Genomic DNA, 17,240 nt, shown 5'->3' with positions numbered 1-17,240 from the left:
AAGCGTCCACTTGGTGCGGAGAATCCTAGGTGTAGACAAAAAATGAATAAGTATTCTTTTGTCTACAAGCTAAAACAGTACCTGTTGGACGGGTACTGTTTGTATTTTTATTTCGTAACATTTAGGCGTTGGAAGCTATCGAAGTGTGAACCCCAGTAGCTGTCATTTAGACTTGTCACTTGAACACGATCGCCACCTGCATGAATAAAGCTATTGTTCCCAATAAAAATACCCATATGTGAAATTCCGGCCCGATACGTATTTTTAAAGAATACTAAATCGCCAATTTGTGGAGAACTCACAGGAGAAGAAATTGCGTCAAAGCCTGTTGTACTGGTTCTTGGAACGTTGAATCCTGCCTGATTGTATGCGTAATAAATAAAGCCGCTACAATCAAATCCACCTGGTGCAGCTCCTCCCCATTTATAAGGGGTACCTATTGAAGAGTTGGCTATAGCAATAACTGTAGAAATGGCTCCAGAACTAGGCGCAGTAGTAGTTGGTTTCGAAACGGTAACCAGTTGACCAGTGGCTGAACTGCCATCAATTATTAAAACTTGGCCCAGACGAATCGAACTTGTTTTTAAGCTGTTAGAACTCATTAATTGCGAAACGGAAACACCGTGCCGCTTTGCAATAGTTGTTAATGTGTCTCCACTCGTTACGCGGTATGTATTGGGTTTAGTAACTGTTGGTGTGCTAGCTTGCGCCTTGCCGCTGACTGTTAGCTTTTGGCCGGGACGTATATTGCTATCAGGTAGCTGATTCAATTTTTGAATAGAGCTCACGTTGGTACTGTGAATTCGAGCTATCTGTGACAAAGTGTCCCCGGCTTTGACTGTATATGTACTAGTAGAGATTACTGGTGCTTTAGTTCCGGTATTTTTTGGTGGAGCGGTAGCCGAAGTAGCTGCGACTTTGATGGTCTGATTTGGATGAATCGAAGTAGATGGTAACTTATTCCACGATAACAGCTGATCAACTGAAACCTTATTACTAGAAGCGATCTTCCATAATGTGTCTCCTGGTTTAACGGTATATGTACTTGCTTCTGTGTTGGAAGCCCCGATCGCCATCGATAATGCAGTAGCAGCAACTAAAGTAAAAATAACTCTTCTCATTCTCAAGCCCCTTTTTCTAATCTTGTTTATTTAGTTTATTGTTTTTGTAATTTTCTTAATTCTATATAATTAATTCAATATAGGCAATAAGAATCAATATTACATTTGTGTTACAAAAATAAAAGTAATGATAATTTGATTTTAAATCTTTAAATAAGGAATGTTTAGTTGAAGAATTATAGGCAGACGTAGGTCCTACACAAAATAATATCGGTCAGTTTTAATAAAAGTTAATAGCTCTTGTTAGATGATTGTTTATTGCAAAAAAATATATTAAATTAATCGTTTGCAACAGCGACAGGTGATATAGACATCGTCCAGTTAATGCCTTGATTTAAGATAGATTTAGAGTTGTTGCAATATTGGGTTTTTTCTGACATCATATAGTTGATTTGATAGAACAAATGGTTTCATCAAAAGGAGGAGCACAAAATGTATGCAACACTTGGCAAAGTATTCGATCAGACAGTAAGCATGTATCCAAATAAAGAAGCGCTGGTAGATATGAGAAGAGAGAAAAGGTGGACCTATTCGCAGTGGAGTGATGAAGTTCATCGTTTAGCAAATGCGCTAATTGCTGTAGGTGTCTGTAAAGGAGATCGTGTTTCAAGTTTTCTTTTCAATAATAGTGAATTGCCTACTGCTTTATTTGCTTGTGCAAAAATAGGAGCCGTTTTCAATCCCATTAATTTTCGTTTAAAGCCCGAAGAGTTAGCTTATATTCTAAATGACGCGACACCAGAAATCGTTCTTTTTGAAGAAGCTTTAAAAGATACAGTTGAGAAAATAGCTTCCCAGTTTCCGAGTATTCAATTTTGGTTTATAGACGATACGGTTCCTACTTACGCAATAAGTTATCGGGAACAAGTCAATGCGGCGTCTGCAACAGATCCGCTTGTAGAAGTAGATGAAATGGATATTTACGCGATTATGTATACAAGTGGCACAACAGGACGACCAAAAGGAGTAATTCACTACCACCGCAACATGGCGGAACAAAGTATGACGTGCATTGCAATGTTAAAGTATACGAAGAATGATGTGGGGTTAGTCGTCGCACCCATGTTTCATTGTGCAGAATTACATTGCTGCGTTATTCCACGCGTCCAGGCCGGCGCTTCAAGTATTATCATGCATCAATTTAATCCGCAGACGGCAATCGAGACCATTGAAAACGAAAGAGTTACGGTTATGTTTGCTGTGCCGACAATGTGGAGCATGATGACCGAATTAGAAGGAGCCGCATCTAAAGTGAAAACTTTGCAGCGCGGGCTGTATGGAGCAGCTCCGATGGCGCCTGTACTCGTAAAGCGAGTTAAAGAAGTACTGGGAATTGCATTGATCCAAGCTTATGGTCAAACGGAAATGGGACCAGCGATTACCTTTCTTGCTGAAGATGAACAGTTGACAAAAGCAGGCTCAGCTGGAAAACCGGCTTTTAACCACGAAATTCGAATCGTTCGGACACAAGAACAAGGTTCTTCTGAACCCGATGACAAATTAGCAGCATTTGAGGTGGGAGAGATTATTGTTCGTGGACCGAGCATGATGGGTGGTTATTTCCATCGTCCGCAGGCAACGGCCCGTGTGCTATATAAAGGGTGGTACCATACGAGTGATTTAGGGTATATGGATGAAGATGGCTATTTGTTTGTGTCCGATCGAGTTGACGACATGATTATTAGCGGTGGAGAAAATATTTATCCGCGTGAAGTGGAAGATGCTCTTCATGAACACGACATGGTTCAAGATGTTGCGGTTTTAGGGATTCCCGATGAAAAATGGGGCGAAGCAGTGATGGCATTTATTGTTGCAAAAGACACATCACTCACTAAAGAGAAATTGGAAGAGTATTGCCTCGATAACAACAACCTTGCACGCTTTAAGCGGCCCAGATCTTACCAGTTTGTCGATGAACTGCCACGAAATGCCAGCGGTAAAATACAGAAATTTCTGTTGCGTGAACTTTATGCCAAAGACGATAAATAGGGATAACAATAACTAGGGGATATACAGACAAGGAGAATGTTAACGTGCAAATGAAATCAATGAAAGAAACTATTTTAGGTGCATTAGGAATTGAAGTAACCGAGGTTACTCCAGAAAAAGTCATAGCGACGATGCCTGTCCATGCAGCGACTCATCAACCTTTTGGGCTATTGCATGGAGGTGCATCCGTAGTATTGGCTGAAACGGTTGCGAGTATGGGAACGTGGAATTTAATCGATCAGGAAACGGAAATCGCTGTAGGGTTAGAAATCAATGCCAACCATCTGCGCGGTAAGCAGGACGGAATAGTAACCGCCATCGGTACGCCACTCCATAAAGGACGCACAACTATGGTTTGGGATATTAAAATCGTTGATGAAGATGAAAAATTGATTTGTATTTCGAGATGTACTGTAGCAATTGCTAAAATGAAAAAGTAGTGAATAAGGACGCATAGCAAAACCCTTGCCTCTATTTCTAGAGGCAAGGGTTTTGCTATGTCTATTGTGAGTTTTTCGCGGAAAGGCATGTTAGTATGGACAGTAACAAACTGTAAAGAGAGAGTGGTTACTATGTTTAATTCTTTAGTAGAACTAATGGAAGCAAAAAACTTGAAAGATAAACGCTCGATTCCATGGAGTCAAATTTGCCAAGAAGAATCCTTGTCAGAGAACTTTATTAAAGAAAATTTAGATCAAGTTAACTGGCAGCTGATTTCACGCTATCAAGAATTATCCGAGAGTTTCATACAGAAGTATAGAAGTCGCTTATTTTGGGAAGATATTATTAAAGCGCAAAAACTGTCGGAACGTTTTATCGAAAATTATGGGACTAAAAAGAAATGGCAGCCGATTAATGTAGAACAACTCAGCAAAAAACAGCAAAAGCTAGTTGAAAAAGAAGGCAAACCGTTTGATGCTGGAGACTACTGGAAGTTTGTCTCCATGAAGCAACAATTGGCGAATTCCAAGGGCTTGTCGCCGGCGTTTATGGAGAGGCATCAGAACAAATTAGCGTGGCATGAACTGAGCCGCTATCAGTACTTGCCGATGCCGTTAATTCATCGACATGCAAATCAAGTAGATTGGCTACTCGTTACACGTCACCAAGTCTTATCGGAACGTTTTATTGAAAAGTACAGCAACGATGTGGAATGGGAAACCATTTCGTTCCACCAACGCTTGTCGGAACGCTTTATCAACCGGCATTACGCAAAGATGAGTTTTATCTCAGCCGAAGAAAAACGTTCTGAAGCTTTTCTTTATAGTCATTTCGATAAATTAGACGCGGCATCAATCGTGGAACATCAAGATGTGGGTGAAGTGAAAAAATACAAGCCGTTTGATGTCTATGTATTGACTAAAGACGATCAGAGAAAATACATTCTGAAATTTCATGATCTAACAGAAGGCTTGGAAACAATCCAAAAAGCTGATGAAGAAGAGCTATATGATCAGCTAGAGGAAAATAGTTTATTGGCAATAATGGAGGAAGACTTTCCGGAACTGGCCATTATCGGAGATTTGCGATTTTGATGCAAGATTTACTTTTTAAAAAAAGTCAACATTTTAACTGTCTGTAAATCTTAGAGACTAAAGGATTCTGCTCTGTTTACCGGTGCATATCAACCGCTTTTCTGAAAGATAGAAAAGCGGTTATTTTTTGTTTTATTGAAAAACAGGTTATACTAAATAAAAAAATTGAAAGTTGGGATTTTATTCATGGCGTTTACTGATTTATCGATTGCGAGCAAAGCGACTATACTGCCGATTTTGGAAATTGCCGAACAAGCGGGCATTTCTAAAGAAGCCTTGGAATTATACGGGAATTTTAAAGCGAAAATCAATGTAGATCAGTTGCCACCTGTTGAAAAATTAGGGAAAGTCGTACTAGTAACGGCAATTAGTCCGACACCTGCTGGAGAAGGGAAGTCTACTGTAACGGTAGGTTTGGCGGATGCTTTTAAACAATTGGATGAATCAGTGGCAGTAGCTCTCCGTGAACCATCTTTAGGTCCGGTCATGGGTGTAAAAGGTGGTGCAACGGGTGGTGGCTTTGCACAAGTGCTACCGATGGAAGATATAAACTTGCATTTTACGGGAGATATCCATGCCATCACGTCAGCCAATAATTCATTAGCTGCGTTTCTTGATAATCACTTACACCAAGGCAATACCCTCAATATTGATCCGCGTCGCATTACGTGGAAGAGAGCATTGGACATCAATGACCGCGCGCTACGCCAAGTAACGATTGGTCTTGGTGGACCTGGACAAGGCGTGCCACGTCAAGATGGCTTTGACATCACTGTAGCCTCAGAAATTATGGCGGTTTTGTGTTTGGCGACTTCGCTAGAGAATTTGAAAGAGCGACTCGCACAAATGGTCATTGGGTATACTTACGATAGAGAGCCGGTAACTGTCAGAGACCTTGAAGTTGAAGGAGCGTTAACTTTATTGTTGAAAGATGCCTTTAAGCCTAACTTGGTTCAGACAATTGAAGGAACGCCCGCTATTATACATGGCGGACCATTCGCCAATATTGCACATGGCTGCAACTCGCTCATTGCAACGAACACAGCTAGAAGAATAGCGGACATCGTAGTGACAGAAGCAGGATTTGGTGCAGATTTAGGTGCTGAGAAATTCATGCACATTAAATCCAGAAAAGGTGGATTTCATCCGGATGCGGTTGTAATTGTAGCAACTGTTCGTGCGCTTAAAATGCACGGTGGTGTGACAAAGGATCTGTTGTCAGAAGAAAATGCAGATGCCGTCAAGCGCGGTATGGTCAATTTGGCGAAGCATGTAGACACAATCCGTCAATTCGGAATTGAACCCGTCGTAGCACTCAATCGCTTTGCAGGAGATGGCGAATCAGAGTTAGCTGTCGTGTTAGACTGGGCAAAAATCGAAGGCGTTGCCATTGCACTAACGGAAGTATGGGAAAAGGGCGGGCAAGGTGGAATTGCTTTAGCCAAGCTAGTCAAACAAGAATTGCAGCGTCCAACAGACTTTCATTATCTTTATAAAGAAGAAGATCTATTTGAAGACAAACTTTGTGCGATTGTTCAAAAGGTTTACGGAGGCGCAGGCATTCAGTTGTCTGATGTTGCGCAAAAGCAGTTAGTTGAATTGAAAAAATTCGGCTGGGATTCATTGCCGATTTGTATGGCGAAAACGCAATACTCATTATCAGATCAACCTAAATTATTAGGTCGTCCTGAAGGCTTTACGATTACCATACGAGAAATTATACCGAAACTGGGCGCAGGATTTTTAGTGTGCCTAACAGGCGACATTATGACGATGCCAGGTTTACCAAAAAAACCTGCTGCTTTGAAGATGGATGTAACAAATGATGGCAAAGCAATTGGTTTATTTTAAGAACAAAGACTCGGGCGAAAGCTCTGAGTCTTTTTTGATGGAGAAAAATTCAATCATTAAAAATGAAAAGCCAATCATCGAGAGAGGTGGTAGAATACAAGGAAAGTGAAGAGTAAAAAACGGGAGGAACCAACATGGACTGCCAAATTACTGTTACCGATTTTGTGGAACGAGAAACAGCGATTTATGTCAAAATTGATGTCTATGATCACCAAAAAAACCAGTGGTACCAAGAAGAGTTGAGATTTTTAGGGGAATTGCTGTATGGAGAACTCGTGCATCCGAAAAAATCTCCTCTGACAGAACAATGTCGATTGGGAACCATTGCTTATGTAAGAGCGTATTTTAACCGCTAGACAAGTTGGATTTGGAAGGAGAGATTTGGATGAAATTTCAATCAACACGCCAACAAGTGACGTCTTCAGGTTTGACTGTTTATAACGATGGATTTGGAATGGTCAAAGAAAAGCGGATGGTTCCAGAAAACAAAGCAGTGACTGACATTCAATTTTTGGATGTCGCTTCAGAGATTGAAGCAGATTCCGTATTGATCGAAGGGCTCCAAGTACTAGAAAAAACGTATAGTGCCAACTTCATTAGCAAAGAAAAACTCTTAGACTGGTATATCGGTCAGGTTATTACTGTAAACAATGCAGAATTGGGTGAAGCGATAAAAGTTCGTTTATTGAGCACGTCAGGTAACATTATTGTGGAACAACTCGATACCGGAGAAATCACTATTGATCCGATTGGACAGTTGATCCTACCTTCGCTGCCGGAGGGGCTTTTGATGAGACCGACGTTAGTATGTAAGATCGTGGCAGTTGAAACGGCTACTGAAGTGGGGATTTCTTATTTAACAAAAGGATTAAAATGGCAAGCAAACTACGTCGCGGAAATCCGTGGATCTTATTTAAATCTCACGAGTTGGATTCAACTTTCTAATGATAGTGGGATCGATTTTTTCGAAAGCCGACTCAAGTTGACTTCAGGAAACGTAAATCGATACAAAGAGGCACACCCGTTGCATGCACAAGCGCGGCTATTTGCAGCTACAGAGGAAGAGGAGTCTTTTTTTGAAGAGCACACTTTCGAGGATTACCACATGTATAGTATGGCCCGCCCCGTGACCATTTTACAGGATCAAACAAAGCAAATCAGATTGATGAAAATACAAGGAGTAGATTTCCGAAAGGTCTATAAAGTTGAATCGGGTAGTCAGCAGGCAGAAGTTCGTGTGGAGTTTTACAATAACGTGGAAAACAAGCTAGGTGTTCCGCTACCTAAAGGAATAGTTAAAGTATATGAGCAAGACAGTAATGACGAAATGGAGTTCATCGGAGAAGATGCCATGATCCACAAAACGAATCAGCAGAAAGTATCGTTAGCTATCGGAAAAGCTTTTGATATCAGTAGTGAAAGCCGGGAGAAAAAACGCAGCAGAAGTGGACATTTTGACTACGTAACTTATGTGTACGAGTTGCAAAATAAAAAATTGGAATCTGTACGAATCGAAGTGACTCATCAGGTTTTCGAACAGATCTGGCAGATGGAATCGTCTAGTCATGATTACGAATTAAAGCAGTCCAATAAACTGGAATTTCGTGTACATCTAGCTGCAGGTAAAAAAGTAGAGGTAGAGTTCACTTATAAAGTGGACAGAAGAACTGAAGAACAAATTCAATAAATGTGAACGATAGTAAATGGAAACAGTGATTCCATTGTGCTCTATGGTTTGATGATTTCTTACGCAATGAGGTAAAACTATTCCTTTAGTTCGACCGATATAGAACCTTTTTTTCAAAAAATCAGCTAAAAGAAGAGCTGCATAATTATGTCGCCCTGCTCGTTTTTTTGATAAAATCAACTCGAACGACTATTACTTTACAGGCAAAGGGGAACGAGTAAAATGTTTAAAAAAATGGCTTCAGAAGCACTTGGCTTATCGGACATAGGAAAAATAATTGACCCGCAAGATTTCGATAAAACGGATTCTGACGACTACGTGATGCACGAAGACGGAGAGAAAATCTATTTTCTAATCAAGACCAAGGCGGATGAATATTGCTTCACAAATCTCGCAATCATTCACGTTGATGGTGAAAGTGCAATGTCGTCTAAACGAACATTAAGACGTTTCCTTTATTCTCAGCACACCATTTCAAATGTTGTTCTCGAAACTGCTGGGAAAATCGACTTGGATATTGAACTTGCCTTTGCTGTAGGAACGCTACCTTTTAAAATTGATGTTCAAAAACAACAGGCAAACCGGTTAACGGACCTGTACAAATCGTTATTGAGAATTGCTGAAAGCACACACGAAAACGAAATTATTATCAATATGGCAAATGACAGCTTAAACAAGGCCGTTACCATTTTACAAAACTCGCGAGTGGGTGAAGTTGCGTTAGGAGACGAATATTCGAAGCTTACTGATTTTGGTTTTACGTGGATGACTTCCGTCCGCAACCAATACCACGTGAAAGATTTCGGAGATGTGTTTGAGAAGTATATTAATAATTAATAGAGAAAAGATGGCTGCTAACTCAACAGCCATCTTTTTCTTGTTATAAAAGTGAAGTATCCCAAAAAATCCAGAAATGATTTACTAAGAACTAGATAACTGTTTTTATCTGAAAAAATGGAATACTTTTTTAAATCGAGGCTTGCTTGAAAAGCTACAGTAGCGTGCTATAATAAGACCATTCAAATACGATTCACTCATATAACAGCGAGAATATGGCTCGCAAGTTTCTACCAGTTTACCTTAAATAAACTGACTATGAGAAGCAACGAAACAGAAGGATTGGGCCTTTTTAGGTGTCTATTCTTGTTGTTTCCTTTCGAATTCAAGCTCGAAGGACATTGCTCCACTCATGATATGGATGGATGCACGTTCTGAGGGCTTTTTTTCATGCCTTCAGCCGTGACAGAAAGGGAGCTGACGGTTATGAAAAAATTGCAGGACAAAATCTTATCGGACGGCAAAGTCTTGTCGGAATCGGTATTAAAAGTAGATTCATTTTTAAATCATCAAATTGATCCACCATTAATGCAAGCAATTGGAGAAGAATTTGCATTGCGTTTTAAAAATGATGGCATCACAAAAATTTTAACGTTGGAGTCTTCGGGTATTGCACCTGCGATGATGACGGGGTTAGTTTTAGGCGTACCCGCCGTATTTGCAAGAAAACGTAAATCGCTAACATTGGTTGATCATATGTACACAGCTAGTGTCCACTCATTCACTAAAAATGAAACTAACGATATTTCTGTATCAAAAGATTTTATTCAACAAGATGATGTAGTCCTAGTAATGGATGATTTTCTTGCTAATGGTCAAGCAGCTCTTGGATTATTAGATATCGTTGAACAATCAGGTGCTAAACTTGCAGGCATCGGTATCGTTATTGAAAAAGGGTTCCAGCCCGGAGGCAAATTGCTTCGTGAACGTGGCATCCGCGTGGAAACATTGGCGAATATTGAGTCTTTGGAGAATGGGACAGTGTCATTTTTCGGGGAGGCTAACACGCAATGAAGAAGATGCTGGGCGAAACGGCTTTAGGATTTCAGCATGTATTAGCGATGTATGCAGGAGCGGTATTAGTTCCGCTAATCGTTGGAGAAGCACTTGGACTGACGCCAGAACAGCTAACGTATTTGGTTGCCATTGATATTTTACTTTGTGGGGTAGCGACGATTCTTCAAATTGTCAGCAACCGTTTTTTCGGTATCGGACTTCCGGTGGTGCTCGGCTGTACGTTTACAGCAGTTGGACCAATGATTGCTATTGGGGGACAGTATGGCATATCCGCTATTTATGGTGCTATTCTTGTTTCTGGATTATTTGTCGTTTTGATCAGTGGATTTTTCGGAAGTCTTGTTCGGTTCTTCCCACCAGTCGTTACGGGTACGGTCGTTACCATAATCGGAATTACGTTAATTCCGGTTGCAATCAACAATATGGGCGGTGGACAAGGTGCCAGTGATTTCGGTTCACTAACCAATATTGCTTTGTCTTTTGGAACGCTGTTGTTTATCGTTTTTCTATTTAGATTCTCTAGCGGTTTTATGAAAGCTATCGCGATTCTTTTAGGATTGGTCGTTGGGACAATTGCTGCTACCTTGCTTGGGAAAGTGGATTTCTCTCCTATTGCCAATGCCTCGTACTTCCATATGGTCGAGCCTTTTTACTTTGGAATGCCGACATTTGAATTACCTGCTATTTTAACAATGATTTTAGTGGCGATGGTGTCACTAGTCGAATCGACAGGCGTTTACTTTGCGCTTGGAGACATTACAAAAAAGAACATTAAAGAAAAAGATTTAGCAAAAGGGTATCGTGCAGAGGGATTAGCCATTGTTCTTGGTGGTATTTTTAACTCGTTCCCGTACACTGCTTTTTCACAAAATGTCGGTCTGATTCAAATGTCTGGTGTTAAATCACGAAAAATTATCTTCATTGCAGCTATTATGTTGGTGACGCTTGGATTTGTTCCGAAAATTGCTGCTGTGACAACGATCATTCCTCCATCAGTTCTCGGAGGAGCGATGATTGCGATGTTTGGTATGGTTATTGCACAAGGTATTAAAATGTTGAGCACTGTTGTTACGGATTCTCAAGATAATTCTATGATTATAGCCTGTTCTGTTGGAATTGGTCTGGGCGTGACAGTAGTTCCTGAATTATTCATACAACTGCCTTCAAGCGTTCAAATTTTGACTAGCAATGGCATTGTTGCCGGCAGTGTTACCGCTATTGTCTTAAATATTCTTTTCAATATGCTGCCTTCTAAAAATCGTCAACGTGCAGCAGCAGCTGTGAAAGATAATGCAATAAACCAAGGGTGAATAAAAAATGAGCAAGTCGCGAGTTCGCGACTTGCTCATTTTTTATTCACCCTGAACAGAAAGAAATTGAATTGTTTTTTGCAGTGTTTCTTGAGCGTCTTCCATGCTTAAATCGTATTGATATTCATGCTTCAGGTTTTTTTGAGTACCTTCGAAAAAGACAGAGTTTACTGGAATATCATGAGATTGCAAAACGTCAACGAGTTCGGTTGACTGAGATACAAAAGGATCTGCATCGCCAACTGTAATGAACACAGGCGGGAAATTAGAACTGACATGTTGAACGGTGGAAAGTTCATCAATTTTCGAGAACGATTCAAAAGGCTCCACACCTGTATAAGCTGCTAAATACTTATCAATGTTTGGAAAAGCGGTCGCTCTCACTGTATCTAAGTTGTACAAGCCGCATAGCAACACGGCTCCTTGAAGCTGGCTATTGGAAATAGCCGGCTGAATGGCCATCTTTTCAGCCAATTCAGTATTGGACATAAGCGCAGCAACTTGGCTAGCAATCTGAGCCCCTGCTGAGTCACCCCCGATAAAGACTCGGTTCATATCACCACCGTATTCAGCAGCATGAAGTTGCATATAAGTAAGCGCTTGATTTGCTTGTACTACAGGCCCGGGATAAAGCGATTCAGGAGCTAGCGCATAATCAATGTTCGCCACGACGTAGCCCGCATCTGCAAGAGCCATGGCATAATCCTGGCGACTGTCTTTAGAGCCACCAACGTACCCTCCACCATGTATCCATAAAATGACTGGCATTGATGCAGGTGCATTTTCGGGATAATAAATATCCAACAAGCTATTTTTAGAAGAATTATAGGATAAGTTTTTAACACGAGTGACTCGTTCGGTGATTTCATGAATAGTAGGTGGAGAGCTAAATGCAGCAGAACCTGTAATTTGTATGGAAGCTAAAGCATCAGGTGGAGCAGTGACTTCTTCAAAAATGACCATAACAAATAAAAACGTAATAAATAAAGTAGAAACAATCCATTTTTTTAGCGTTAAGCGTTCCATTTTTACTCTCACGATAGCTCTCCTTTAAACTAAAATTTCACTGAATGGCCTATATTGAATAGCTATCTATTTGGGTATAGATTAAATAAGTCCTATGCGTCAATTCCAATTATGTCCAACTTCTCTATATAATAGCTATGCTAACAGAAAAAAGATAGCGACCAAAGAATTAAGTTCATCAAAATGAAATGTATTTGTCATCATGTTTATGTCAGAACGCAACATAAGGCGGGTAGATTAAGAGGTGAGGCTTTTAAAGCTTCTGAAAGGAGTGGGCGAATGTTTGGATTAGCTGATTTAATTGCATTAATTATTTCTGCATTTATTATATTGCCCGTCGTTGTCTTTTTGAGAGAATCAGGTTATTTGCTGATGAGCTTGATTTTGGGAGTGAAAAACCCGAGGATGACAATTGGTTCAGGACCAAGAATTTTCAAAATAGGGATGTTCGACGTACGAAAATATTATCATTTGTATAGCTGGTATTCGTACGATTCACTAAAACGTGAAGGCAAGTTTGCCTATATAGCACTTTATGCAGGTCCTATTCTAGTCAATGTAATAGTAGCAGTGTCATTAAATGCCATGATAGCGAATGGCTTGTTTGAAGAGCAAGCAACGTTTTGGAATCGATTTGTCTTTTATGCGTTTTACTACGTATTATTTGATGCCGTACCAATGAAAACGGCTAATGGTATGCCGAACAACGGTCTGATTATTTATGAAATGCTGCGTTATGGTAAAAGAACGGATTACAATGACGAACCTTTTCTGCCTTCTACTTCAGAAGTAGAAGAGCAATATAAAGAGGATTCAGAGAAAATTGAAGAAGTTAAAGAACACTTAAAAGATCAAGTAGAAGAAGAACAGGAAAATTCGAATATTACCAAATCTAAAGAAAAAGAAATGAAACAAGAAATCGAAGAAGACAAACAAGAAGACAAAGAAGCATTGAAGAAAGTCAAAAAGCAAAAGAAAGAACAAATAAAAGAATTTAAAGACAACATGCCGGAGCAAGATACTGAAAAAGAAACCGAATAAGTGGCAGGTCACTAGCTATCTTTAATTCGAGATAGTGAAATGGTAAGATGCTAGATAGAGTTACTAACTAAAGGAGTGCTACGGAATGACAAAAAAATCAATGGGAATTCATCACATTACCGCTATTGTGGGAGATCCTCAGGAAAATGTGGATTTTTATGCGGGTGTATTAGGCTTGCGTTTAGTAAAAAAAACAGTGAATTTTGATGATCCCGATACGTACCATCTGTATTTCGGTGATAAAACCGCCAAACCAGGTACCATCATCACCTTTTTTCCATGGGGCAATGCGTACAAAGGGAAAATCGGAGATGGACAAGTCGGCGTTACTACTTACGCAGTACCGACTGGAGCTTTAGCTTTCTGGGAAAAAAGACTGCAAAAATTCGAGATTCCATTTTCAAAAACAACACGCTTTGAAGAGCGGTATTTAGCATTTGATGATCCACATGGCCTTCATTTAGAACTCGTGGAAAGACAATCCGGGCAACTGAATAATTGGGAAACTCAAGAAGTGGCAGAAGATGTGGCTATTAAAGGTTTTGGAGGTGCAACTTTATATACAGCTAATGCTGAAAAAACAGCTGAATTGTTAGAAACCGTTTTAGGACTCGAAAAAATAGGAGAAGAACACGATTTATTGCGTTTCCGTGCAGCAAATGATCTCGGTAATATCATTGATGTGAAATTATCTCCAGTAGGTACAGGACAAATGGGCGTTGGAACTGTCCACCACATTGCTTGGCGTGCAAAAGACGATGCAGATCAACTAGACTGGAAAGAGCAGATAGAAACTTATGGGCTGGGCGTAACACCTGTTCAAGATCGACAGTATTTTAACGCGATCTATTTCCGCGAATACGGGGACATCTTGTTTGAAATCGCTACGGACCCACCAGGATTTGCGATAGACGAACCCCAAGAATCCCTTGGCGAAGCGTTAATGCTGCCCAAGCAGTACGAAACACATCGAAAAAATATTCAGCGTAATCTGCCGCCTATTAGAGTAAAAAATCTAAAATCAAAAAAGTAAAAACATGTGAGCACCTAAAAGTAGAAGCTAGATAACAAGAAGCACCTTCGGAAAATTCGAAGGTGCTTCTTGTCATTATTTAGAAATCATACTTTTTAAGGCCAAATTAATGTTTTGAGGTCTTTCGGCTAACCGTCTCATATAGTACGCATACCAGTCTTTACCAAAAGGAACATAAGTGGTGAAAGAAAATCCTTCTTTTGCCAAATCTTTTTGCATTTCTGAGCGGAATCCGTATAACATCTGGAACTCAAAGCGGTCTAGAGAAATATTTTTTTCTTTTACAAATGCTTTTACCTGTTCAATGATATGGTGGTCATGAGTCGCAATGGACGTATATCCAGGAGCTTGAAGATGAATTTTGATAAGTTTTAAATAATTTTCATCAATTTCTTTCTTTTCTTGGTAGGAAACTTCTGCGCTTTCTTTGTAAGCACCTTTTACGAGACGAAGTCGTACATTTTGCAGGTTTTCCACATCTTTTTCGGAACGGAACAGATAGGCTTGAATAACGGTACCTACATTTTCGTATTCCTGGAGCAGCGTTTTGAGAATATCAAGCGTTTGTTGCAAGTGATCATAATCTTCCATATCTAAGTTGATAAAAATATCATAATTAGCTGCAGCTGCTACAATTTCCTGAATATTTTTTAGGCAAAAGGCCGTGTCAATGTCCAAACCGATTTGTGTTAATTTAACAGACATATGTGCATTAACGCCATAAATCTGTATGGCTTCAAGTGTTTTTAATATGGCTTCTTTCGCTTTTGTGGCTTCTTCTTCTGTGTGGACGAATTCACCTAAGCTATCGATTGTGGCACTAATTCCATTGGCATTCAGTTCCTTTACAGACTGCATCATGCTCTTGATATCAGTCCCAGCGACGACTTTTCCTGCGCCTAATTTCAATCCCCATTTTTTAGCGGCACTATTTAACGCTTGGTTTTTGGACAACCCGATAAAGAAATTTTTTGTTACACCCACTTTAATTCCTCCTATACTGTTAAAACACTTCGTCGATAGCCAAGCTTTAGAACAGGAAATCCCCTGCTCAATGAAATACAGTCTAATTTCCGGAGGAAGTTGCTGTATAATCCATTATTACCTCAGAGCATATCACATATTAACTGAAAACAAAAAATCTTAGCGTAGATAGATGCTGTAGACAGTCACGCTTTTGTTTAGTTGGTTGATAAAAAAAATTAGCATGTCAATGCTCCCGTGATGAGTAGAGAATACATCCGTCTGACGCAGGGACGCGCATTAAGGAATAGGCAAGCTTAACAATGCACTAGGTTTTGACTGTGAAGCTGTAAAATAAGTGTAGAATGGAAAAAGTGGTTGTTAAAAGTGAGGAGGATTTATCATGAATCGAAAAGCAGCTGTGAGTTTTATGATTTCAAGTTCAGTATATGCCTTGCTGCATTTTATCACTTACTTTTACGAAAGTGCCTGGTTAACGTTAATACTTTCTGTTTTAGGAGTATTCATGTTATTGTCAGCTGCGTTCTTATTACCTCTCAAGAAAATTCAGTTGCAACTGTTTCTAGTGATTGCAGCTTTAGCTGTACTGTTTTTCACGAGTGATTCTTTCTTAGGCGATTTAATTTTGGGATTGCAGCAAATGAGAAATTTGATTGGGTTGTTGCTGATCGTGCCAATGATTAGCTGGGTTTTGAAGGAAGAGCCTTACATAGAAGAAATTATGAGTTATGCTCACAACTTTTTAAATAAGAGCCAGAAGTTCTATTTTGGATTAATGGCAATGACTCAAGTGATTTCGCATTTTCTGTTATTTGGTGTCGTACCGATGATGTACCACTTTATTGATCGTTTTTTAAAAGATCATAAAGGAGAGGCATGGGAAAATTTCAAAGGAACAGCTATTTTACGTGGCTTTGGACTTTCTACAATGTGGGTTATCAGTATTCCAAGTTTCATTTTTGCGGTAGAAGCATTAGAAGCAACTCTTTGGAAATCGATGGTGCTCGGCTTTATTTTTGCTTTGGCCGGGACCGTCTTATCAGTAATTTTTTCGTATTATCAAGAACAGAAATACGGGATGGATTTTTCTTTTGTTTTGAAACAAGAAATTGAAAAAGCCATGCGAAATTCACGCAATCAAGGAAAATGGAATAAAGACGTAGCGGAGTTTGTCTTTTTATTTGTGTCTCTTTTTGGAACGATTTTCTTTGTACACGAAACGACGGGATTGGAATTTTTACTGACCATACCACTGGTCATTTTAGTGTGGACTTTCCTTTATTTTGGATTTAAAAAGAGATTGTCTAACTTTGTTGTGGAAACTCGGTATTATTTTTCCGTAGGTATTGCGAAACAAGCCCAGCAATTTAGCATTTTAGTAGCTGCTGGATTATTGATTTATGCGCTAAATCAATCGAATGTTGGTGACTATGTTATTAACGGGATGAATTTTTTAACAGGAATCATTCCACTGTTAAATATATTGTTCTTAATTCCATTCATTGTGATCCTGCTAGGTTTTATTGGATTGGGACCGTTGCCAGTAATCGTTTTGGTGACAGGGGTTCTGGAGGCTGTGCCATTTCCGTACCCACCTGAATTGGTTGTATTAGCCGTTACTTCTGGAAGTGTTATTTCTATCATTTTGTCACCTTTTGTTATGCCTGTAATTATATTAAGTAGCGTAAATGGCTTAAGTGGAATTCGCAATGGCTTGCAATTTAATTTGAAATTTGCAATTGCTTTTTACGTGATGGTCCAATTGTTTATCCAAACAGCTATCTATCTATACTGAAATTTTCAATACAC

15 protein-coding genes and 1 riboswitch are annotated in these 17,240 nt (G+C 39.6%); of the genes, 12 read left to right on the top strand and 3 right to left on the bottom strand.

The genetic code is table 11. From position 1 onward, the window contains the following. Positions 1-107 precede the first annotated feature (107 nt). On the bottom strand, positions 108-1,121 hold the full coding sequence (locus QMF37_RS06275; protein WP_071153412.1) for a C40 family peptidase: 1,014 nt from the start codon (positions 1,119-1,121) through the stop codon (positions 108-110). Positions 1,122-1,553: 432 nt separating this feature from the next. On the opposite strand from QMF37_RS06275, the gene QMF37_RS06270 reads away from it, so the two are divergent. The 9 genes from QMF37_RS06270 to QMF37_RS06230 all read left to right on the top strand — a co-directional run bounded on the left by QMF37_RS06270 (position 1,554) and on the right by QMF37_RS06230 (position 11,347). Then, complete coding sequence (locus QMF37_RS06270) at positions 1,554-3,110, top strand: fatty acid--CoA ligase (RefSeq protein WP_283477277.1); 1,557 nt, start codon at positions 1,554-1,556, stop codon at positions 3,108-3,110. A 50-nt stretch (positions 3,111-3,160) separates the two neighbouring features. Next, the gene (locus QMF37_RS06265) at positions 3,161-3,550 is read left to right on the top strand and encodes a hotdog fold thioesterase (protein ID WP_418054999.1); all 390 of its coding nucleotides are present in this window, start codon (positions 3,161-3,163) and stop codon (positions 3,548-3,550) included. Between the two features lie 132 nt (positions 3,551-3,682). Further along, a complete protein-coding gene (locus QMF37_RS06260; protein WP_058386572.1) occupies positions 3,683-4,645 on the top strand; it encodes a hypothetical protein in 963 nt (320 codons plus the stop codon). Between the two features lie 186 nt (positions 4,646-4,831). Beyond that, a complete protein-coding gene (locus QMF37_RS06255; protein WP_283477274.1) occupies positions 4,832-6,496 on the top strand; it encodes a formate--tetrahydrofolate ligase in 1,665 nt (554 codons plus the stop codon). Between the two features lie 134 nt (positions 6,497-6,630). Continuing rightward, positions 6,631-6,852: a hypothetical protein gene (locus tag QMF37_RS06250; RefSeq protein WP_058386570.1), complete on the top strand. Its 222-nt coding sequence runs from the start codon at positions 6,631-6,633 to the stop codon at positions 6,850-6,852. 29 nt (positions 6,853-6,881) lie between these two features. Beyond that, positions 6,882-8,183: a DUF4139 domain-containing protein gene (locus QMF37_RS06245; protein ID WP_283477272.1), complete on the top strand. Its 1,302-nt coding sequence runs from the start codon at positions 6,882-6,884 to the stop codon at positions 8,181-8,183. A gap of 222 nt (positions 8,184-8,405) precedes the next feature. Next, entirely contained in the window at positions 8,406-9,020 is a 615-nt protein-coding gene (locus tag QMF37_RS06240; protein WP_283477270.1) for a PH domain-containing protein, read from the top strand. A 177-nt stretch (positions 9,021-9,197) separates the two neighbouring features. Continuing rightward, positions 9,198-9,299: riboswitch (purine riboswitch) on the top strand. A gap of 147 nt (positions 9,300-9,446) precedes the next feature. Then, positions 9,447-10,034, top strand: coding sequence for a xanthine phosphoribosyltransferase (locus QMF37_RS06235; RefSeq protein WP_058386567.1), 588 nt, complete (start codon positions 9,447-9,449; stop codon positions 10,032-10,034). Continuing rightward, positions 10,031-11,347 (top strand): nucleobase:cation symporter-2 family protein, encoded by a 1,317-nt coding sequence (locus tag QMF37_RS06230; protein ID WP_151897504.1) that lies wholly within the window; start codon positions 10,031-10,033, stop codon positions 11,345-11,347. The genes QMF37_RS06235 and QMF37_RS06230 overlap by 4 nt, the downstream gene beginning before the upstream one ends. Before the next feature lie 42 nt (positions 11,348-11,389). Here the strand turns inward: QMF37_RS06230 and QMF37_RS06225 are convergent, their stop codons facing one another. Further along, complete coding sequence (locus QMF37_RS06225; RefSeq protein ID WP_071153537.1) at positions 11,390-12,310, bottom strand: alpha/beta hydrolase; 921 nt, start codon at positions 12,308-12,310, stop codon at positions 11,390-11,392. Between the two features lie 342 nt (positions 12,311-12,652). Between QMF37_RS06225 and QMF37_RS06220 the strand changes: the two genes are divergently transcribed. After that, positions 12,653-13,414 (top strand): hypothetical protein, encoded by a 762-nt coding sequence (locus QMF37_RS06220; protein ID WP_071153417.1) that lies wholly within the window; start codon positions 12,653-12,655, stop codon positions 13,412-13,414. A gap of 85 nt (positions 13,415-13,499) precedes the next feature. Then, positions 13,500-14,447, top strand: coding sequence for a ring-cleaving dioxygenase (locus QMF37_RS06215; RefSeq protein WP_071153418.1), 948 nt, complete (start codon positions 13,500-13,502; stop codon positions 14,445-14,447). Between the two features lie 75 nt (positions 14,448-14,522). On the opposite strand, the gene QMF37_RS06210 is transcribed toward QMF37_RS06215, so the two are convergent. Further along, positions 14,523-15,431 carry a proline dehydrogenase family protein gene (locus tag QMF37_RS06210; protein WP_071153419.1) on the bottom strand — a complete coding sequence of 303 codons (909 nt, stop codon included), beginning with the start codon at positions 15,429-15,431 and terminating at the stop codon, positions 14,523-14,525. A gap of 382 nt (positions 15,432-15,813) precedes the next feature. Between QMF37_RS06210 and QMF37_RS06205 the strand changes: the two genes are divergently transcribed. Then, a complete protein-coding gene (locus QMF37_RS06205; protein ID WP_283477265.1) occupies positions 15,814-17,226 on the top strand; it encodes a hypothetical protein in 1,413 nt (470 codons plus the stop codon). Positions 17,227-17,240: the final 14 nt, after the last annotated feature.

This window comes from Planococcus sp. S3-L1 (genome assembly GCF_030063085.1).
Classification (GTDB): Bacteria; Bacillota; Bacilli; order Bacillales_A; family Planococcaceae; genus Planococcus; species Planococcus kocurii.
This window is presented reverse-complemented; position numbering and strand designations above follow the sequence as displayed.